The 19,877-nt window shown below is 73.5% G+C and carries 17 protein-coding genes; 9 read left to right on the top strand and 8 right to left on the bottom strand.

Annotated elements, in window-relative coordinates; all coding sequences use genetic code 11:
- The first annotated feature begins 20 nt into the window (after positions 1 to 20).
- A complete protein-coding gene (locus ACZ4VL_RS09595) occupies positions 21 to 320 on the top strand; it encodes a YciI family protein (protein WP_468197779.1) in 300 nt (99 codons plus the stop codon).
- Between the two features lie 1,929 nt (positions 321 to 2,249).
- Complete coding sequence (locus ACZ4VL_RS09600; RefSeq protein ID WP_468197781.1) at positions 2,250 to 2,732, top strand: GNAT family N-acetyltransferase; 483 nt, start codon at positions 2,250 to 2,252, stop codon at positions 2,730 to 2,732.
- Here the strand turns inward: ACZ4VL_RS09600 and ACZ4VL_RS09605 are convergent, their stop codons facing one another.
- Positions 2,733 to 3,836, bottom strand: a complete 1,104-nt coding sequence (locus tag ACZ4VL_RS09605; protein ID WP_468197784.1) for a WD40/YVTN/BNR-like repeat-containing protein — start codon at positions 3,834 to 3,836, stop codon at positions 2,733 to 2,735.
- Positions 3,837 to 3,931: 95 nt separating this feature from the next.
- Here ACZ4VL_RS09605 and ACZ4VL_RS09610 point away from each other — a divergent pair, with 95 nt between their 5' ends.
- The 4 genes from ACZ4VL_RS09610 to ACZ4VL_RS09625 all read left to right on the top strand — a co-directional run bounded on the left by ACZ4VL_RS09610 (position 3,932) and on the right by ACZ4VL_RS09625 (position 8,326).
- Complete coding sequence (locus ACZ4VL_RS09610) at positions 3,932 to 4,426, top strand: (4Fe-4S)-binding protein (RefSeq protein WP_468197786.1); 495 nt, start codon at positions 3,932 to 3,934, stop codon at positions 4,424 to 4,426.
- Between the two features lie 177 nt (positions 4,427 to 4,603).
- Entirely contained in the window at positions 4,604 to 5,020 is a 417-nt protein-coding gene (ssgD, locus tag ACZ4VL_RS09615) for a spore wall synthesis regulator SsgD (protein WP_361092198.1), read from the top strand.
- Positions 5,021 to 5,369: 349 nt separating this feature from the next.
- A complete protein-coding gene (locus tag ACZ4VL_RS09620; protein ID WP_468197789.1) occupies positions 5,370 to 7,013 on the top strand; it encodes an ABC-F family ATP-binding cassette domain-containing protein in 1,644 nt (547 codons plus the stop codon).
- A 341-nt stretch (positions 7,014 to 7,354) separates the two neighbouring features.
- On the top strand, positions 7,355 to 8,326 hold the full coding sequence (locus ACZ4VL_RS09625) for an acyl-ACP desaturase (RefSeq protein WP_468197791.1): 972 nt from the start codon (positions 7,355 to 7,357) through the stop codon (positions 8,324 to 8,326).
- A 51-nt stretch (positions 8,327 to 8,377) separates the two neighbouring features.
- Here ACZ4VL_RS09625 and ACZ4VL_RS09630 read toward each other — a convergent pair whose 3' ends face one another.
- On the bottom strand, positions 8,378 to 8,650 hold the full coding sequence (locus ACZ4VL_RS09630; RefSeq protein ID WP_468197946.1) for a WhiB family transcriptional regulator: 273 nt from the start codon (positions 8,648 to 8,650) through the stop codon (positions 8,378 to 8,380).
- Between the two features lie 182 nt (positions 8,651 to 8,832).
- Between ACZ4VL_RS09630 and ACZ4VL_RS09635 the strand changes: the two genes are divergently transcribed.
- Complete coding sequence (locus tag ACZ4VL_RS09635; RefSeq protein WP_468197794.1) at positions 8,833 to 9,519, top strand: TetR/AcrR family transcriptional regulator; 687 nt, start codon at positions 8,833 to 8,835, stop codon at positions 9,517 to 9,519.
- 21 nt (positions 9,520 to 9,540) lie between these two features.
- On the opposite strand, the gene ligD is transcribed toward ACZ4VL_RS09635, so the two are convergent.
- A complete protein-coding gene (ligD, locus tag ACZ4VL_RS09640; RefSeq protein WP_468197796.1) occupies positions 9,541 to 10,560 on the bottom strand; it encodes a non-homologous end-joining DNA ligase in 1,020 nt (339 codons plus the stop codon).
- Positions 10,561 to 10,635: 75 nt separating this feature from the next.
- Here ligD and ACZ4VL_RS09645 point away from each other — a divergent pair, with 75 nt between their 5' ends.
- Positions 10,636 to 11,721, top strand: a complete 1,086-nt coding sequence (locus ACZ4VL_RS09645; protein WP_468197798.1) for an ATP-dependent DNA ligase — start codon at positions 10,636 to 10,638, stop codon at positions 11,719 to 11,721.
- A gap of 17 nt (positions 11,722 to 11,738) precedes the next feature.
- On the opposite strand, the gene ACZ4VL_RS09650 is transcribed toward ACZ4VL_RS09645, so the two are convergent.
- Together ACZ4VL_RS09650 and ACZ4VL_RS09655 are read right to left on the bottom strand one after the other, a co-directional pair.
- Entirely contained in the window at positions 11,739 to 13,169 is a 1,431-nt protein-coding gene (locus tag ACZ4VL_RS09650) for an NAD(P)/FAD-dependent oxidoreductase (protein WP_468197801.1), read from the bottom strand.
- Positions 13,170 to 13,326: 157 nt separating this feature from the next.
- Complete coding sequence (locus ACZ4VL_RS09655; protein WP_468197803.1) at positions 13,327 to 14,328, bottom strand: NAD(P)/FAD-dependent oxidoreductase; 1,002 nt, start codon at positions 14,326 to 14,328, stop codon at positions 13,327 to 13,329.
- Positions 14,329 to 14,465: 137 nt separating this feature from the next.
- Here ACZ4VL_RS09655 and ACZ4VL_RS09660 point away from each other — a divergent pair, with 137 nt between their 5' ends.
- Positions 14,466 to 15,059 (top strand): nucleotide triphosphate diphosphatase NUDT15, encoded by a 594-nt coding sequence (locus ACZ4VL_RS09660; RefSeq protein WP_468197805.1) that lies wholly within the window; start codon positions 14,466 to 14,468, stop codon positions 15,057 to 15,059.
- Positions 15,060 to 15,194: 135 nt separating this feature from the next.
- Here the strand turns inward: ACZ4VL_RS09660 and ACZ4VL_RS09665 are convergent, their stop codons facing one another.
- The 3 genes from ACZ4VL_RS09665 to ACZ4VL_RS09675 form a co-directional block, all read right to left on the bottom strand.
- A complete protein-coding gene (locus ACZ4VL_RS09665; RefSeq protein ID WP_468197807.1) occupies positions 15,195 to 17,303 on the bottom strand; it encodes an MDR family MFS transporter in 2,109 nt (702 codons plus the stop codon).
- Between the two features lie 36 nt (positions 17,304 to 17,339).
- Positions 17,340 to 18,794, bottom strand: a complete 1,455-nt coding sequence (locus ACZ4VL_RS09670) for a 6-phospho-beta-glucosidase (RefSeq protein ID WP_468197809.1) — start codon at positions 18,792 to 18,794, stop codon at positions 17,340 to 17,342.
- 95 nt (positions 18,795 to 18,889) lie between these two features.
- Positions 18,890 to 19,762, bottom strand: a complete 873-nt coding sequence (locus ACZ4VL_RS09675; RefSeq protein WP_468197811.1) for a helix-turn-helix domain-containing protein — start codon at positions 19,760 to 19,762, stop codon at positions 18,890 to 18,892.
- Positions 19,763 to 19,877: the final 115 nt, after the last annotated feature.

A 19,877-nucleotide genomic window follows, 5' to 3' on the forward strand; every position in this document is an offset into this window, starting at 1 on the left:
GCGAGAGTAACCTGACGATCATGTTCGTCATGGAGCTCACGTACACAGCGCCCATCGAAGCCGTCGAAGAGGAGCTGGACGCCCACATCGCCTGGCTCGACCGCTACTACGCTTCGGGCGTCTTCCTCGCCTCGGGCCGCAAGGTCCCGCGGGACGGCGGCATCATCCTGGCGGCGGGAGTCTCCCGCGCCGAGGCCGAGCGCATCGCGGAGGAGGACCCCTTCACGGTGGCCGGCGTCTGCGAGTACCGCATCACGGAGTTCATCGCCACGAAGACGTCGGCGGATCTGACCCCGGTCCGCGAACACCTGGCGACGTAGGGCGGGCCGGGCCAGGAGCAGGACGAGGGCGCCCCGGGCGGCGACGGCCGAGTGGGACGGGGACGACACGGGCGGCGGCCGGCCAGCGGGACGGCGACGACACGGGTGACGCCCCTGCACGGAAGGCAAGCACCGCGTGACCACGGCCCCGGGAACGGGATCACGGCCGACCGGGGTCGGAAGAGTGCCCGGGGGCGTCCCGTCAGCCCATTGTCCTTCCGGGGCGGGCCGGCCCGTCAAGGGCGCTCCTCCTTCGTCGTCGCGTCGCTACGCGATGGCCTTCGGCCACCCTTGACAGACCGGCCCACCCCGGAATGCCAAAGAGCTGCCGGGAAGCCCCCGAAGGATGGCCAGGGGGACCATTCCACACACGGCCCTCGCCAGAGCAGCCCGCCCCCGGCTCCGCCCCGCGGCATCCCAGGCACCCGGGACCGCCAGCTCCCGGCCCCCGCAGGGCGCGCGGGCACGAACCAGCCCCCAGGCCGCATCCAGAGGCCGTTCGAGAGCAACAAGCCCCCAACCTGCCGGAAATGTCGACCAGAAGCCCGTCGAGCCCCGCCAAACGCCCCAGATCGCTAGGCGCTCCTCCCGACACGGCGTCCGCCCCCCGTCTGGGGTCGGACATAAGCCGCCCAAGACCTCTACGTGGTCCTGGCGGGTAGGCGTCTGGCCCCCGTCTGGGGCTAGTGGGCGCAACAGATCGCTACGCGCTCCTGTCTCCTCGGCGGCCGACCGCCGTCGGGGGCCGAGAGACGCTTCAGCTCGCTACGCACACGGCAAGCCGGCGCCCGACGGCAGTCGGGGCGCGTCAGACCAACAGGTGGTGCGCCAAGTCCGGCGGCGGACGACCGTCTGGGCCGGGAAGGAGGCCACTTGGCCTCAAATAAGCGGCATTCAACGCATAGAAGGGCCGATTCTGGTGTCCACCTACCACCACGCGCGACCACATCAACTCACCAACGCGCTCTGGCACACAGCACGCACGAGAACTCCTCCCCCTCAGCCCACACTTGAACGTCGTGTGCAGGTCATCGGCGGCCTACGCCCGACCCCAAACGGCAGCCAGACGCCTACCCGCCAGGACCACGTAGAGGTCTTGGGCGGCCTATGCCCAACCCGAGACGGTAGCCAGACGCCGTATCGGGAGGAGCACGTAGAGGTCTTGGGCGGCTTATGTCCGACACCAGACGGGGGGCGGACGCCGTGTCGGGAGGAGCGCGTAGCGATCTGGGGCGTTTGGCGGGGCTCGATGGGCTTCTGGTCGACATTTTCGGCAGGTTGGGGGCTGTTGCTCTCGAACGGCCTCTGGGTGCGGCCTGGGGGCTGGTTCGTGCCCGCGCGCCCTGCGGGGGCCGGGAGCTGGCGGTCCCGACGCATGAGGGTGCTGCGAGGCGGAGCGCGGGGGCGGCTGCTCTGGCGAGGGCCGTACTTCAAGGATCCCCCTGGCCATCCTTCGGGGGCTTCCCGGCAGCTCTTTGGCATTCCGGGGCGGGTCGGTCTGTCAAGGGTGGCCGAAGGCCATCGCGTAGCGACGCGACGACGAAGGAGGAGCGCCCTTGACCGGCCGGCCCGCACCGGAAGGACAATGGGCTGCCGGGAAGCCCCCGGATTCGCTTCCGACCCCGGGTCGGGCATCCCGCTCACCGCGGCCGCCTTCGGCGGCGCGATGCCGCCCGCGGGTGTCCGGTTCGCCGCCGTTCCGGCGCGCCCGCACCGACCCCGCCCAGGCGACCGCCGCCCCGCCCAAGCCACCGCCCAGCTCGCTCCGCCCCGCCCCGTCGCGTCGCGTCGCGTCGCGTCGCCGGGACCGCCCGCCATGCCCCCTCCCCCGGTCAACCGGTCCGCCACGGCTGCGGGGAGCGCCCCGCCCTGCCGGGTCCGGCCGCCAGGTCCGCCCCAGCGTCAACCACCGCCCACCCAGGAGCCCGCATGTACCACCCCCGTCCCGCCGCCCCCGCCGACATACCCGAGCTCATTCGGCTGCGGGCCGTCGCGCTCGCCGCGCTCGGCGTTGAGCCCGGGCCCTCCGATGCCGCCTGGCGGAACGTCGCCCGCGGGTGGTTCCTCGAGCGGATCGACGACCGGTCCGACGTGCACATCCTGGTCGTCGGCGGAGCACCCGGCGAGCCCCTCGTGGCCACCGGGATGGCCTGGGTGACGTACCACCTGCCCAGGCCCCAGTACACCGACGGCCGCCGCGGCTACCTCGACGGCATCGTCACCGACGACGCCTTCCGCGGGCAGGGCCATGCCCGCCGGATCGTCGACGGGCTCGTCGCATGGCTGAACGGCATCGGGATCCACTACATCCAGCTGCACGCCAGCGCCGCCGGCGAGCCCGTCTACAAGGCGGCGGGGTTCGTGCCCAGCCACTTCGGCAGCATGGACCTGTTCACGCACCCCACCACCTGATCAGCGGCGTTCCAGCCGCCCCACCCGTCCCTTCTCCCCCGCCGCCCAGCAACTGCCGTCGGCCGTGCAGTCGACGGTGTCGAACGAGCCCGGCTCCAGCGCCCGCCAGGTGCGACCCCCGTCCGTCGTCACGTCCGTGCCGGTCGGCCCCACTGCGAGGGCCGCGCCGCGCGTGTGCGGGAGCCAGGCCGCGCCCGACCGGTAGGCGGGCGGCGGGGTCCCGGACGGGCTCCAGTTGCGGCCCGCGTCCGCCGAGACGGCGGCGGCCTGCGGGGACGGCTGGCCGGTGCGGTAGTCCCCGCCGACGGCGAGCCCCGTCGTACGGTCGCGGAAGGCCAACGCGAAGACCCCCCTGGCCGGGTCGCCCGCCGGGATACCGGACACGGCGGCCCGCCAGGTGCGCCCGCGGTCCGCCGAGTGGAGGACCCGGGCGACGGTGCCGCCGCCCGTGGCCAGCCACACGTCCCGGGACCCGGAACTCACGAGGCACTGCCCGCTCGCCGCGAAGCCGGCCTCGCCCGGCAGGGCCTCCGGCATGCCCGCGTCCGGCAGCACCGCCCAGCTCCGGCCGCCGTCGTCCGTCGACAGCACGCGGAACCTGCCGTCCACCGGGTCGCTGACCGCCAGGCCGTGCCGGGAGTCGAAGAAGGTGAGGCAGTCGTAGAAGGCACGCGGGTCGGTGTTCCGGAAGGCCTCCGTCCATGTCCTGCCGCCGTCCTCGGTGCGCAGCACCCGCGAGGCCTCCCCCTCCCCGATCGACAGGGCGACGGCGCGCCGCGCGTCGAAGGCCTCGATGTCGCGCAGCTCCAGGGCATCGGCCGCGGCGGCCGGCGGCGAGACGTCCTGCCAGTTCCGTCCGCCGTCGACGGTGCGCAGCACGGTGCCCTTGGAGCCGGCCACCCAGGCCGTGGTGCGGCTGACGGCGGCCAGTCCGCGGAACCGGGCGTCCTTGCCGGTCTGCTTCAGCGCCCAGCCCACACCGCGCAGCTCCCGTAACTCCCCGGCCCCGTAAGCATCCGGTGCCCCGCCTCCCTCCCGCGCCTCTCCACTGTCGGCCCGTGCCGGTGCCACCGCGGGCCCCAGCATCAAAGCCGCCGCGAGCATGCCAACTCCCAGAAGTCTCATGGCGCCGGAAGCTAATGCACCCCGGATTCGCCGTCCAGGGTGCGTCCCCGGCCCCGCGTTCCTACCGTGAGTGCATGTCCTCCAAGCAGCCTGAGCAGCCCACGCAGCGCATGGAGTCCGACCAGCCCAACCGACCCGAGGAACCCAGCCGCCCCGAGGAGCCCAGCCGCCCCAAGGCCTATCCGGGCAGGCAGATCACCGTCACCTACGAGACCGGCCGGTGCCTGCACGCCGCGGAGTGCGTGCGCGGCCTGCCGGAGGTGTTCGACAGCGGGCAGCGCCCCTGGGTGCAGCCGGACGGCGCCGATCCGGATCGGGTCGCCGAGGTGATCCGGCGCTGCCCGTCGGGCGCGCTCCGGTACCGGCTCGCCGACGGGCCGCCCGAGGAGCCGGACCGGCCGACGACGGTCGTGCGGACGCCGGCGGGGCAGTTGGTGCTCCGTGGCGAACTGCGCGTGACGACCTCGGACGGAATCGTTCACACCGAAACCAGGGCGATGCTCTGCGCCTGTGGAGTGAGCGGGAACCAGCCTTTTTGTGACCGCTCCGGATCATGTGGCAAGAAGTGACGACCCTTCGGGCACAACCCCACCACCGTCACTCTGTGCGATCAAACGGATGCGATCCAGCCAAGCGGTGACACAGCTCACGTCATCTGCCGTGCACGGATTTGCCGATTGCGGCGTCTATCCGGATGCCGGGCCCCACCCACGCCCGGCAGGAATTCCGCCGCAAGGGAGCGAGCCTTGATCACTGTTATCGAGCAGGCTGTGCAGGCACGTCTGGTGGCCACTGCGCCAAAGGTCGAGACCGTACCCGTCACTCTCTGCTACGACCGCGCGGATCCGTTCGCCGTGCGGATGGCCTTCCCCGCTCCGGCCACGCTGGAGGGCGTCGAGGTTTCGTGGACGTTCGGGCGGGAGCTCCTCGAATCGGGCGTGGACCGCCCGACCGGGTACGGCGACGTGCGGGTACGGCCGTACGACGCCGAGCGGACGACGATCGAGTTCCACGCGCCCGAGGGCGTCGCGATCGTCCTGATGGCCACGGCCGAGCTGCACCGCTTCCTGGACCGCGCGGCCGAGATCGTTCCGCCGGGGCTGGAGCACCTGTACCTCGACGTGGACCACGGCCTGGCCGAGCTCATGCGAGGCCCCCACTGAGCCCGGCGCCCCGGCCGGCACGTAAATCGTTTGCGGGCGGCTCCGGCCGCCCGTAGCTTCGTCGTCGCCCCTCCTCTTCGAACGGAGCCAGTACGTTGGACTTCTGAGGCCGAGACGCCGACCGACACCGACACCCGCACACCGGTCATACAAGCCGATCCCGCCGCCGCACGCCGGCACGGCACGTCGCACCGAGGCACAGCAGTGCCCGCGCATCACGTGCAGCCCGTGCAGCCCGTGCAGCCGTGCAGCACGTGCCGCACGCGCCACCCGCGGGACCTCGCCACCGGGTCCGTCCTCGGCCGTCTCCCCCCGTTGCAGTCACCTTTCACGCAACCCGGAGGCCTCCATGAGTACGATGTCCGCTGCTTTCATCACCTGCTCCACCCTGTCCTTCGAATGGCCCGACGGCACCACCGTCTTCGACGGGCTCCAGCTGGCCGTCGGCCCCGGCCGCACCGGCCTGATCGGGCGCAACGGCAGCGGGAAGTCCACCCTGCTGAAGCTCATCGCGGGTGAACTGGCCCCGACCGACGGCAAGTCGACCGTCGCCGGCACCCTGGGCCACCTCCCGCAGAACGTCACCCTCGACACCTCTCTCCGCATCGACGAGGCGCTCGGCATCCGGGCCGCCCGCGCCGCCCTGCACGCCATCGAGGCGGGCGAGGCGACCGAGGAGAACTTCGCCGCCGTCGGCGACGACTGGGACGTCGAGGAGCGCGCCCTGGCCACCCTGGACCAGCTCGGTCTCGCCCGGATCGGCCTCGACCGCACGGTCGGCGAACTCTCGGGCGGCGAGAGCGTGTTGCTGCGGCTGGCGGCCCTGCTGCTGGCCCGACCCGACGTGCTGCTGCTGGACGAGCCGACGAACAACCTGGACCTGCGGGCCCGTCGCCGGCTGTACGCGGCGGTCGAGTCCTGGCCCGGGGTCATGCTGCTGGCCAGTCACGACCGCGAGCTGCTGGAGCGGGTCGACCAGATCGCCGACCTGCACGACGGCGAAGTGCACTGGTACGGCGGGAACTTCTCGGACTACGAGGCGCAGCTCGCCGCGGAGCAGGAGGCGGCCGAGCGGCTGGTCCGAACGGCCGAGGCCGATGTCATCCGGCAGAAGCGGGAGTTGGTCGACGCGCACATGAAGCTGGCGCGGCGCCGGCAGTACGCGCAGAAGATGTACGACACCAAGCGCGCATCCAAGATCATCGCGAACGGCAACAAGAGCACCGCCCAGGAGTCCGCGGGCAAGCACCGTGCCCTGCACACCGAGCGGCTGGCGCAGGCGAAGGAGCGCCTGGACCAAGCGGTGGAGGCCGTCCGGGACGAGGCCGACATCCGGATCGTGCTGCCCGCGACCCAGGTCCCGCCGGGGCGCCGGGTGCTCACGCTGAGCGGGGTGCGGCTGGCCCACGGCGCGGGGGTGCCGGGCGAGTGGGACGTGCGCGGCCCGGAGCGGATCGCGCTGGTGGGCCGCAACGGCTCCGGCAAGACGACCCTGCTGCGCACGGTCGCCGGGCTGCTCGACCCGCTGTCCGGGGAGGTGGCGGCGCACGTTCCGGTGGGGTTCCTGCCGCAGCGGCTGGACGTGCTCGACGACGGCCTGTCGGTGGCGGAGAACGTGGCCCGGTTCGCCCCGCACGCCTCGAACAACCTGATCCGGGCGCGGCTCGCGCACTTCCTGTTCCGCGGCGGCCGGGCGGACCGGGCTGCGGGCACGCTGTCGGGCGGCGAGCGGTTCCGGGCGGCGCTGGCGGCGCTGCTGCTGGCGGAGCCGGCCCCGCAGCTGCTGATGCTGGACGAGCCGACGAACAACCTGGACCTGGCGAGCGTACGGCAGCTGGCGGGTGCGCTGGACGCGTACGAGGGCGCGCTGCTGGTAGCCAGCCACGACGTGCCGTTCCTGGAGTCGATCGGGATCACGCGCTGGCTGCTGCTCGACGGCACGCTCCGGCCGACCACGGCCGAGGAGGTCCGGGAGACGCTCTGGTCCGCCTGACCCGGCGGACCGACGCACCCGACCCGACCACCGCGCGAGCCGCCCTGGCCCCCGGACCGGACCCGGCCCCACCCGGGGCCGGGCCGGCTCGGCCCGGCCCCCGTTTCGCCCCGGCTCCGCTGTCGGGTCGCCGGTCATCGTCAAGGCGGCGTGGCGAAACCACCTGCCGGCGTGACATTCGCCCCGCGCACGCCCGCGCACACGCTCACCAACTGCATAGATAACCGGACGTAACCGGGCATATGAACGCCTGGGGCTTGGCTCACCCTCACGGTCCGCTTAACCTACGGCGTCGTAGGCTACGGAACCGTAGGTAATTCGCTTTGTCCCCAGGAGCACCCGTGACGATCACCTCTCCCCACCTCGGCAGCTCTCAGGCGTGGACCGACGCCAAGCTGCTGTACGCGCTGGAAGAGGTGGTGGAGAAGGAGCTCAACCGCCACCTGAAGGTCACCAAGGACTGGATGCCCCACGAGTACGTCCCGTGGAGCGACGGCCGGAACTTCCCCGCCTTCTTCGAGGACGGCGAGGCCTGGGACCCGGCGCAGTCCAAGGTCACCGACATCGGCAAGATCGCGCTGGTGGTGAACCTGCTGACCGAGGACAACCTCCCCAGCTACCACCACGAGATCGCCACGCTGTTCGGCCGCAACGGCGCCTGGGGCACCTGGGTGCACCGCTGGACCGCCGAGGAGGGCCGCCACGGCATCGTGATGCGCGACTACCTGCTGGCGTCTCGTGCGGTGGACCCGGACAAGCTCGAGGCCTTCCGCATGCAGCACATGTCGGAGGGCTTCGAGTCCGACAACCGGCACTCGATGCTGCACTCGGTGGCGTACGTCGCCTTCCAGGAGCTGGCGACCCGGATCTCGCACCGCAACACCGGTCACCAGTCCGGCGACCCGGTCTGCGACCGCATGCTGGCCCGGATCGCGCAGGACGAGAACCTGCACATGATCTTCTACCGGAACCTGCTGGGCGCCGCCTTCGAGATCGCCCCGGACCTGACGATGCAGGCCGTGCGCGATGTCGTGGTGAACTTCCGGATGCCCGGACACGGCATGCCCGGCTTCGAGCGGATGGCTGCCCAGATGGCGATCGGCGGGGTCTACAACCTGCGGATCCACCACGACGACGTGCTGAGCCCGGTCATGCGCTTCCTGAAGGTCATGGACATCGACGGCCTCGGCCCGGAAGGCCAGAAGGCGCAGGACGAGCTGGGCCTGTTCATGAACGGCCTCGACTCGGAGGCGCGCAAGTTCGACGAGCGCCTGGCCGCCCGCGCGGCCCGTCTGGCCGCCCGCAAGGGCTGACCCCCGGGTCCCGGCCGCACCCGACCCCCCGATCCCGGCCCCGGGCCGGGGTCAGCGGCGCGGGCGGAGGGCGTGACGCTCGGCCTCGGAGAGGCCGCCCCAGACACCGAAGCGCTCGTCGTTGGCGAGGGCGTACTCCAGGCAGGCCGCCCGCCCCTCGCACGCGGCGCACAGCCGCTTCGCCTCCCGCAGTGAGGATCCCGGCTCCGGGAAGAAGAACTCCGGGCCGGTCTGGGCGCACAGGGCGACCTCGTACCAGGCCGGCAGGGTGGCAGTGGCGGCGGGCTCAGCGGTGGCGGACGTGATGGTGGTGACGGTGTTCATCGACATGCCGGAGATCCTCACGGCCTCCGATGGACGTCCGATCAACGACCGATCAACACGCCTTCACAGGTGCTCCCGCCCGTCCTCGCGTCGAGCATCGCATCCGGCACTGACAGCGGCCCGCCGCGACCCCGCGACGGCCCCACGGACCGGACGACCGTGCGTGTGGCTAGGCTGACCGCATGGCTGACGGACGCGTGGAGCGCGGCAACCAGACGCGGCGGACCGTTCTCGCGCGGACGGTGGACCTCGCCTCGACGGAGGGGCTGGAGGGCCTGTCCCTCGGCAGGATCGCGAGCGATCTCGGCCTGAGCAAGAGCGGCGTCTTCGCCCTGTTCGGCTCCAAGGAGGAGCTGCAGATCGCCACGGTCCGCGCCGCCTCGGCCGTGTTCGCCGCGCAGGTGGTCCGACCCGGGCGCGAGGAGCCCGCCGGGGTCGGCAAGGTGTGGCGGCTGTGCGAACGGTGGCTCGCCTACTCCGCTCGCCGGGTCTTCTCCGGCGGGTGCTTCTTCCACTCGGTCGCCGCGGAGTTCGCCTCGCGTCCCGGTCCCGTGCGCGACCGGATCGCCGCCGCCCGCGCCGACTGGACCCGGTACGTGGAGCAGCAGCTGCGCGAGGCCGAACTGGCCGGTGGGTTCCGGGAGGAGGCCGAGCCCGCGGACGTGGCGCAGCTGGCGTTCGAGATCATCGCGCTGATGGAGCTGGCCAACTCCGCCTCCGTGCTGGACGACGACCCGGCGCCGTACGAGCGGGCCGGGCGGGGCGTCCTCAGCCGGCTCCGCGCGCTGGCGGCCGCCCCGGACGACCTCCCGGAGCAGCCTCCGGCACCTGCACCGGCCCCGGTGCCGGCAGTCGCCCTGCCCGGCTGACGCACCTCGGCTGCCGGTAGGTCACTTCTCGCGTTTGGCGCGGCTCGGCTGGACGCGTTTGGGCTCGCCCGGCATCTTCGGGTAGTCCGGGGGGTACGGCATGTCGCCCAGGCCCTGGTCCTGTTCGTGCCGGTCGGCAAGTTCCAGCGCGGCGTCCAGGGGGAAGGCGTGGTCGTCCATGTCCGCGCGCAGGTCGCCGACTTCGGCGAAGCGGGCGGGCATGGTGGTGATGTCGAAGTCGCGGGGTTCGGCGGAGTCGAGCTCGTCCCAGCGCAGTGGGGCCGAGACCGGGGCCTGTGGTCGGGGGCGTACGGAGTAGGCGGAGGCGATCGTGCGGTCGCGGGCAGTCTGGTTGTAGTCGACGAAGATCCGTTCGCCGCGCTCCTCCTTCCACCAGGCGGTGGTGACCCGGCCCGGCATCCGCGTCTCCAGCTCCCGGCCGATGGCGATCGCGCACCGCCGGACCTCGGTGAAGGTCCAGCGCGGTGCGATCGGCACGAAGACGTGCAGGCCGCGCCCGCCCGAGGTCTTCGGCCAGCCCCGTAGCCCCAGCTCCTCCAGGACGTCCCGCAGCTCGTGCGCGGCGATCACCGCGTGGTGGTAGTCGGTGCCGGGCTGCGGGTCCAGGTCGATGCGCAGCTCGTCGGGCCGGTCGGTGTCGGCCCGGCGCACCGGCCAGGGGTGGAAGGTCAGACAGCCGAGGTTGGCGGCCCACAGGACGGCGGCGGGTTCGGTGGGGCACATCTCGTCGGCCGATCGCCCGCTGGGGAAGGAGATGTGGGCGGTCGGGATCCAGTCGGGCATGGTCTTCGGAGCGCGTTTCTGGAAGAAGGACTCGCCCTCCACCCCGTCCGGGTAGCGCTCCAGGGTCGTGGGCCGGTCGTGCAGGGCGCGCGTGATCCCGTCGGCGACGGCCAGGTAGTACTGGGCCACGTCCAGCTTCGTCAGGCCCCGCTCCGGGAAGTACACCTTGTCCGGGTTGGACAGCCGTACCGTCCGCCCGCCCGCCTCCAGCTCGATCGCGTTTCCGGATGCACCCATGTGCGCCACGGTAGGCGGGCCCGGCCCGACGCGCATACCGGGCGGACCGGTGCATATCGCCGCAGAATCATTGGCATGGATCTGCCCGTGATGCCGCCCGTGAAGCCGATGCTGGCCAAGTCGGTGTCCCGGATCCCGCCCGGTATGCAGTACGAGGCCAAGTGGGACGGCTTCCGCGCCATCGTGCACCGCGACGGTGACGAGCTGGAGATCGGCAGCCGCACCGGCAAGACCCTGACCCGGTACTTTCCCGAGCTGGTGGCCGCTCTGAAGGAGAACCTGCCGGACCGCTGCGTGGTCGACGGCGAGATCGTGATCGTCCATGACGGGCGGCTCGACTTCGACCGGCTGACCGAGCGGATCCACCCCGCACGGTCCCGCGTCGACCTCCTCGCCCGGACGACCCCCGCCAGTTTCGTCGCCTTCGACCTGCTCGCGCTCGGCGACGGCTCCCTCCTCGACACCCCGCTCGCCGACCGCCGCACCGCCCTGTCCGATGCCCTGTCCACTGCTCGGCCCCCCGTCCATCTCGCGCCCGCGACCACCGACCCCGCGCTCGCGCAGGAGTGGTTCGAGCGGTTCGAGGGCGCCGGGCTCGACGGGGTGATCGCCAAACCCCTCGATCTGCCCTACCGGCCCGATGCCCGTCTCATGTTCAAGATCAAGCACGAGCGTACGGCCGACGTCGTCATCGCGGGCTTCCGTTTCCACAAGAGCGGTCCGATTGTCGGATCGCTGTTGCTGGGCCTGTACGACGACCGCGGCGCGCTCCAGCACGTGGGCGTGTGCGCCGCCTTCCCCATGAAGCGCCGCGCCGAGCTGGTGGAGGAGCTCGCGCCGCTGCGGATGACGGACGCCGCCGGACACCCCTGGGCCGCCTGGGCCGAGGAGTCCGCCCACGAGAGCGCCCGCCTGCCCGGCGCGCAGAGCCGCTGGACCGGCAAGAAGGACCTCTCCTGGGTGCCGCTGAGCCCCGAGCGCGTCTGCGAGGTCGCCTACGACCACATGGAGGGCGACCGCTTCCGGCACACCGCCCAGTTCCGCCGCTGGCGGCCCGACCGGACCCCGGAGGGCTGTACGTACGCCCAGCTGGAGGAGGTCGTCGGCTACGACCTCGCCGAGGTGCTCGGGACGGACCTCGGGACGGGCCCGGGCGGCTGATCCCGCAGCGCCGGGCCTCAGCCCGACGTGAGCTTCTCCCACTCCGCCCGGTCCGGGCCCACCGCGTTCGGCACGTACCCGGGCCGCGCCGCCAGCCAGCGCGCCACCCGGGCCCGGACCTCCGGGTCCGCGTAGGCCCGCTCCGGCGGCTCGACCAGGTGCCGTACCCGCGCCCGGGCCCGCATCACCTCCGGATCCTCCAGGGCGCAGTCGAACAGCGCGGCCGTCTCCCGGGCCGCCCCCGCCCGGACGGCCCGCGTCGCGAACCGCTCCCCGATCGCCGCGTCGGCGACGACCTGGAAGTCGAACCACGGTTTCAGGGTGCGCACCGCCCATGCGTGGTGCTCGGCGGCGTACCGGGCCGACCCGGGCTCCTGCCCGGCGGTACGGGCCACCCGGAGCGCGGCCCACAGGGCCAGCGAGGTGCCCTGGGCCAGCGTCGGGTTGGTGTGGGTGATCGCGTCGCCGATCGGCACCAGCCCGGCCACCACCGGCCCGTGCTCGTCGACGAGCGCGCTCCACCGGTTGTCCAGGCTCGCCGTGGCCAGGACGTCGGACAGCGGCTCGGCGCCCAGGTCCAGCCAGGCCGCTCCGGGCGGGAAGGCGCGGGCCGCGCTCTCGAAGAGGGCGGGGTCGCGCAGCGCCGACCGGGTGGCGTCCCGGGTGTGGACGATCAGGGTGACGGCGAAGACGCGGTTGTCGGCCGGGAACACGGCGCACCCGGCGAAGGGCCCTCCCGTCACCGCCCACGGGCGGCGCGGGCCCTCCCGCATCCCGTCGGGCAGCCGGTACCAGCGGCAGAAGTACGCGAGGCCGGTGCGGTGCCGTTCCACCACGGGCGGCCGGCAGCCCGCCGCGGCCAGCCAGCGCTCGGTACCGCCGCGCCGGCCGGCCGCGTCCACGACGAGGTCCGCCGCGTGCGCCCCGCTCTTCGTGGCCACTCCGGTGACCCGGGCGGGGCCGGCCGCCCCCTCCCCCGCGCCCGCTCCGGACCCCGAGCCCGCACCCGGACGCGTGATCAGCCCGGTCACCGGCTCCCCGTGCCGCAGCACGGCCCCCGCCTCCCCGCGCAGGGCCGTGACCAGCGCGCTTTCCAGCACGATGCGTCGGGCCTGGAGCATGACCAGGTCCTCGTCCCCGGGCCGCGCGGGCGGCCGTACGTCGAACCAGTCGAGCTCGTGGCGCTCGCGGGCCCCGAGCCGCAGCATGTCCGCGTACACGTCGGGCAGTTCGTCGCGCAGCAGCGCGCGGGCGGCACCGAGGAGGACGTGCGGCTGGGTGGCCTGCGGGACCGTGGGCCGGTGCCAGCCGAAGAAGTCCCGGTCGATCGCCGTGCCGGGGGCGCGGGTGTCCCGTTCGAAGAGTGCGACGGTGTGTCCGTGCCGTGCGGCGAGCAGCGCGGTCGCCAGCCCGCCGACGCCCCCGCCGATGACCACCACGTGTGCCATTGCGCGCCCCCCGATCGCCGTACCCCGTAACGCGTATTCCGAGACTCGTCCTCGGGACTCGTGCCCGCACCGCGACCCGGCGTTCCGTACGCCCGTCGGATCGAACAGAGCCTGCGCGGAGGGACCCCGGCCGAAACCCGCACACCAGTCCGAGAGGTCATGTCCGGCCGCGGCTGCTCCGGTGGCGGTACGCCTCCAGGGCCAGCCGGGTCTCCTCCTCGATGAGGTCGGCGTTCAGGGCCACCGCCGCGCGCACCCCTGCCGCGGCCGCGGCGGTGAGGTGGTCCAGCGGGTTGGTGAGGTTCCCGGCCGCCCACACGCCGCGCAGGGCGGTGGCCCCGGTGGCCGGGTCCGCCTCCAGGCAGCTGCCGACCACCGCTCCGTCCCGCTCGACGGCGACCACGGGCAGCCCGAGGCCGGCCGCCACACCGGCGCGGGCGGTGAAGCGCGGGGCGACCACCAGGGCCCGGCAGGCCACGGACCCGCCGCCGGCCAGGGTCACCCCGGCCAGCTCGTCCCCGGCCACGGTCAGACCGGTCACCTCGCCCTCGACCACCGTGACGCCCAGGGCTGCGAGGAGCTCCCGCTCGTCGGCGGTGGGCGGACGGGTGTGGGCGAGCAGCGTGACCCGGTCGCTCCAGTTCCGCCACGTCTGTGCCTGGTGGACGGCGAGCGGGCCGGTGGCCAGCACGGCGACGGGCGTGTCGCGGACCTCCCAGCCGTGGCAGTACGGGCAGTGCAGCACGTCCCGCCCCCAGCGCTCGCGCAGCCCCGGCAGCTGCGGCAGCTCGTCCACCAGCCCGGTGGCGAGCAGCAGCCGGCCGGACCGGACCGCCGAGCCGTCGCCGCACCGCACGAGGAACCCGCCCTCGGGCACCCGGTCCGCGGCGACGGCCGTACCGGCCGCCCCGGACCGGATCTCAGCGCCGTACGCCGCCACCTCCGCCCGTCCCACGGCCAGCAGCTCGGCCGGGGCCGCCCCGTCCCGCCCGAGGTAGCCGTGCAGGTGGGCCGCGGGTGCGTTGCGGGGACTGCCGGAGTCGAGCACCAGTACGGAGCGGCGGGCGCGGGCGAGGGTCAGCGCGGCGGCCAGGCCGGCCGCCCCGCCGCCCACGACGATCACGTCGAAGGTGCGTTCCGTCTGCGCGGTGGTGTTCATGGCGTCGTCCTTCCGGTTGTGCAGGGGCCGCGGGCCGCGGCGCGGCGCGTTCCGTTGCCGAACCGGCAAGATGATGCAGGAGCGCGCCGGATCCGCCGGCCGGCCATGCCGTGCGAAGAGGGACGAGGAACCACCGGATGACACCCACGCCACCCACACCGCCCACGTCTCCCGGACAGTCCGGGCCGACCGGGCCGACCGGGCCGACCGGGCCGACCGCGGAGCGCCCCGAGCGGGCCGTCCCCCGGGCCAACGGTGTCGTCGGCGTCGGGCTCGTCGTGGCCGATCCCGCAGGGCGGGTCCTGCTCGGCCAGGCGCACGACGGCCGCTGGGAGCTGCCGGGCGGCAAGGTCGACCCCGGGGAGGGCTTCGAGCAGGCGGCGGCCCGGGAGCTGGCGGAGGAAACCAGCCTGCGGGTGGACCCGGCAGACATCCGGATCCTGTCAGTCCGGATCGATGCGAAATCCGGGGTCACCCGGTTGACCGCGGCGGCCGTCACCGGCTCCGCCGAGGGGACGCCCGAGGTCACCGAGCCGCACAAGATCGTCCGCTGGCAGTGGTTCGCCCCGGAAGAGATCCCGCACGCCCTGTACGCGCCCTCCGCGGGCGTGCTGCGCAGCTGGCGCCCCGACCTCGCCCCGGCCCTGCCGCCGGTGTCGCCGCACGACTACCCGACGGCCTCCGCGGGGTCAGACGAGCCGGAAGGGCCCGGGGCCCGGCCACAGCACTAGCTGCAGTCCCACAGGAACCGGCCTTCACGGTGGTCCGAGCCGCAGCCACCGGGAGAAGGCGGCGGCGTAGGGGCCTGCGGCGGTGCCCCGGCCGACCCGCCGGCGGCACCCGGCGGCCGGTCCGTCCCCCGCCGCCTACACCCCCGCCGGCGCCCGCTGCGCGAACGTGCCCTCGCGGAGGTCCTCCGCCAGCAGTCGCTTGGCGATGGCGTCCGCCGCGGCCCGCAGTTCCGTGCCGCTCGGCCGGCCGCGGTCCTTCTCCAGCTGGTCACCCAGCCAGCCGGCCCACGCCTTCGAGATGACCGCGGCCTCCCGCTCCCCCGCCGAGGTCAGCGAGAGGAAGTGTCCCTCGCGGCCGAGGTAGCCCTCGTCCACCATCCGGTCGAAGACGGGCAGCAGCACCTCCGGCGGCACGGAGCGGCGCGAGGCCACCAGTCCGAGGCTGGCGTGGCCGACCGTACGGGTCATCAGCTCGACCTGCATCACGGCCCAGGCGCCCGCGATGTCCAGCCGGGTGTCCGAGCCGGCCACGATGGACCGGGCGGTGTCCGGCCCCATGGTGCGCACGAGCTTGCCGACGGCCAGCTCCAGCAGCTTGGCCGAGTCCCCGGAGGCGGTGGTCGGCGAGGCGAAGCCCTCGCCCATGTCGGTGGAGGCGGCGCGGGCGCTGTCGCGGAGCCGGACCTCCTTGAGGAAGAGGGCGACGACCAGCCCGACCGCCGCGACCGGCACGGTCCACAGGAAGACGGTGTGCAGCGTGTCCGCGTAGGCGTCGACGATCGGAACGGCCGCCTGCGGCGGGAGTCCGTGGACGCCCTTCGGGCTCCCCGCGGCCGCGGCGATCTGCTCCGGGTCGCCGCCCGTGGCGCGGGCCGCCCCGGCGACGGCCGCCTCCAGCCTCGGGCCGAGGCCGTTGGCGTAGATCGTCCCGAAGACCGCGGTGCCGAAGGAGCAGCCGAGCGTGCGGAAGAACGTGACACCGGATGTGGCAGTGCCGAGGTCGGCGTAGTCCACGGTGTTCTGCACGGCGATGGTCAGCACCTGCATGCTCAGGCCGATCCCGGCGCCCAGGACGAACATGTACAGCGATTCCAGCCAGGCGGAGGTGCCGGGCCCCATCAGCGACAGCAGGTACAGGCCGATGCCCATGGCCAGGCAGCCGACGATGGGGAAGATGCGGTAGCGGCCGGTCCTGCTGGTGACGTTGCCGCTGAAGATCGAGAACACCAGCAGGCCGAGGACCAGCGGCAGCGTCCGTACGCCCGACACCGTGGCGGAGTCGCCGTCCACGTACTGGAGGTACGTCGGCAGGAAGGTCATCGCGCCGAGCATCGCGAAGCCGACGACGAAGCTGAGCACCGAGCACACGGTGAAGACGGGGTTGTGGAAGAGCCGCATCGGCAGCATCGGTTCGGCCGCCCGCGTCTCCGCCAGGCAGAACAGGGCCAGGGCGATCGCCCCGGCCGCGAAGAGGCCGATGATGACGGCCGAGTTCCAGGCGTACTCGTTGCCGCCCCAGCTGGTGGCGAGGATCAGGGCGCTGGAGCCGACCGCGACCAGGGCGATGCCCGCGTAGTCGATGACCGGCCGCCCGGCGGCCCGGACCGAGGGGATGGTGCGGGCCGCCGCGACCACGACGAGGATCGCGATCGGCACGTTGACGTAGAAGGCCCAGCGCCAGCTGAGGTGGTCGGTGAACAGGCCGCCGAGCAGCGGCCCGACGACGGTAGCGACGCCGAAGACGGCGCCGATGGCGCCCTGGTACTTGCCGCGTTCGCGCAACGGGATCACGTCGGCGATCAGGGCCATGGCGGTGACCATCAGACCGCCGGCGCCGGCGCCCTGCACGCCCCGCCAGACGATGAGCAGCGTCATGTTGCCGGCCAGGCCGCACAGGAACGAGCCGGTGACGAAGACGATCGCGGAGACCTGGAAGACCACTTTCCGGCCGAAGAGGTCGCCGAACTTGCCGACCAGCACCGTGACGACGGTCTCCGCGAGCAGGTAGGAGGTCACCACCCACGACATGTGGTCGCCGCCGCCGAGGTCCGCCACGATCGTGGGCAGGGCGGTCCCGACGATCGTCTGGTCGAGCGCCGCGAGGAGCACGCCCAGCATGATCGTCCCGAAGACGACGTTGCGCCGCCGCCGGTCGAGCAACGGGGGCGCCGCCGCGTCGCCGGTGGTCCGGGCGGGGGCCGTGGTCACATCTCGCACTCTCACAGCGGCCCCGCCCGCCCGCATGCGGCACGGGGCCGTACGGGGGACCCGGCGCCGGGGTCAGCGCAGGTGGCCGAGGCCGGGGTGGGCGGCCGCGTAGGCGTCGAGGAGGCGCCGGGCCACGCCCACCGAGTCGACCAGCGGGTGCAGTGCGAAGGCCTTGACGGCCTCGGCCCGGGAGCCGCCGGCCGTGGCCGCGAGGACGGCGCGTTCGACGGCCTTCACGGCGGTCACCAGGCCGACGGCGTGCAGCGGCAGGGGGTCCACGGCCACGGGGTGGGCGCCGTTGGCGTCGACCAGGCAGGGGACCTCGATGACCGCTTCCGCGTCGAGGACGGAGAGGGTGGAGCGGTTGCGGACGTTGAGGACGAGCGTGGTCCGCTCGTCGCGGGCGATGGCCCGCATCAGCGCGAGCGCGACCTCCTCGTAGCCGCCGGAGCCGGAGCCGGAGCCGGATCCGGAGCCGGGACCGGAACCGGAACCGGACTCCGGGTCGCTCCCGTCCCGGGCTCCGGCGCCGGCGGCCTCGCGGTTCTCGGCCATGTACGTCGCCTCCCGCTCGGCCCGGGTCCGGTCCCAGGCGGCCAGCGCCGCCCCGGGCGGCAGCGCGTCCCGGCCAGCTTCGGCGTAGAAGCCGCGCTGCTGGTCGCGCAGGAAGGCCCCGCGGGTCTGCTCGGCCGCCTGGTACGCCCGTACGGTGTCACGGTTGAAGTAGTAGTAGTGCAGGTATTCGTTGGGGATCGCGCCGAGCGAGCGGAGCCAGTCGGCCCCGAAGAGCCGCCCCTCCTCGAACGACCGGAGCGCCGCCGTGTCAGCCAGCAGCCGGGGAAGTTCGTCGCGGCCGTCGATGCGCAGGCCGCGCAGCCAGCCGAGGTGGTTGAGGCCGACGTAGTCGATCCAGGCGTCCTGCGGGCGGGCGCCGAGCGCGCGGGCGACGCGCCGGCCGAGCCCCACCGGGGAGTCGCAGATGCCGATCACCCGGTCGCCGAGTACCTCGGCCATGGCCTCCGTGACCAGCCCGGCCGGGTTGGTGAAGTTGATGACCCAGGCGTCGGGGGCCAGCCGGGCGACGTTGCGGGCGATCTCCCGGGCCACCGGTACGGTCCGCAGGCCGTACGCGACACCGCCGGCGCCGACCGTCTCCTGGCCGAGGACGCCCTCGGCCAGGGCGATCCGCTCGTCCGCGGCGCGCCCGTCCAGGCCGCCGACGCGGATGGCGGAGAAGACGAAGTCGGCCCCGCGCAGGGCCTCGTCCAGGTCGGTGGTGGTGGACACCGACGGGGCCGGGCGAGGGGCGGGGCCCGCGCCCGGGCCGACCTCGGCTCGGCGCGCGGCTGCGGCCGCGTCGGCCGCGGCCGCTTGGTCGGCGAGGACCCGGGAGACGGCGGTCAGCCGGGCCGGGTCCGCGTCGTACAGCGTCACATGGGACACCCGGCCTTCGGCGTGGTCACCGAGCAGTGCTCCGTAGACGAGCGGCACCCGGAACCCGCCCCCGCCGAGGATCGTCAGCCGCACGCCCTACCGCCCTTCGGCCAGTGCCACCGCGAATGCCACGATCCGCGACATCCGCTCGGCGGCACACGTGTGAGGGCTCCAGTCTCCCCCGCGGGTCAGTCCTCCAGCGCCGGCACGGCCCGCAGCCGCGGCCCCTTGTGGTGCGGGGCGGCGTCGCCGCGGACGGGTCCGGCCGAGGCACCCTGGGGTGCCGCCGGGAGGACCATGGTGATCCGGGTGAGCCCCATGGCGTCGAGCATGCGGCTGGATTCGGCCACGAGCCGGCACCGCACGAGGCCCCACTGGGGGTCCCAGTGGCGCACGGTCCGCACGGCGCCGTCGCGCTCGGCGGCCTCGGCCCCGTGGGTGGCGAGCCAGTGCGGCACGCCGTAGCGGTAGGCCGCTTCCATGAAGGGGTCGCGGGCCACTTCCTGGCGGATGCTGCGCAGGCCCTCGTCCTCCGGGGCGGCCTCCAGCGCCGCCGCGAACTGGGCCAGCAGCGGGACGCACCAGGCCGGTTCGTGGTCCTCCAGGACGGCGGCCGCGTCCGGGTGGAACAGTACGAAGCGCAGGAAGTTGTCGTCGGGGAGGGCGGTCGGGTGGGGCCGCACCGACTGGAAGAGCTTGTCGAACGCCGAGTTGGTGAGGGCGACGTCCCAGCGGTGGTCCACGAGGAAGCTGGGGTAGGGCACGGCCTCCATGAGCGCCGCGTAGTCGCACAGGTAGTCGCGTTGGGCGGGGTCCTCGGGCAGCCGGTTCTCCTCGGCGGCCCGCCAGGTCGGCGGGGGGTCCCGGTCGACCATGATGCGGAAAAGCCAGAAACACTGCCGCTCGCTCATTTCCAGGGCCTCGGCCAGGGCGAGCAGCTTACGGTCGGTCCATTCCTTGACCAGTCCGCGTTCCCAGTTTCCATATGCGCGAACGCTGATGCGCAACCGCGCGGCGAGGTCCTCTTGGCTCAGGCCCAGTTCCTCGCGGCGTTGGCGCAAAATCTCCTTGCGTCGCTCCGACCGCACTGCGCCGCGTGCGGACTCCTCGCCCGCCAGGCGCCCCTCACCGGCTCGGGCGAGGCCATCGGACGGGCCCACCGCTGCGAGATGTAGC

It is taken from the genome of Streptomyces sp. NPDC029014, from assembly GCF_055564695.1.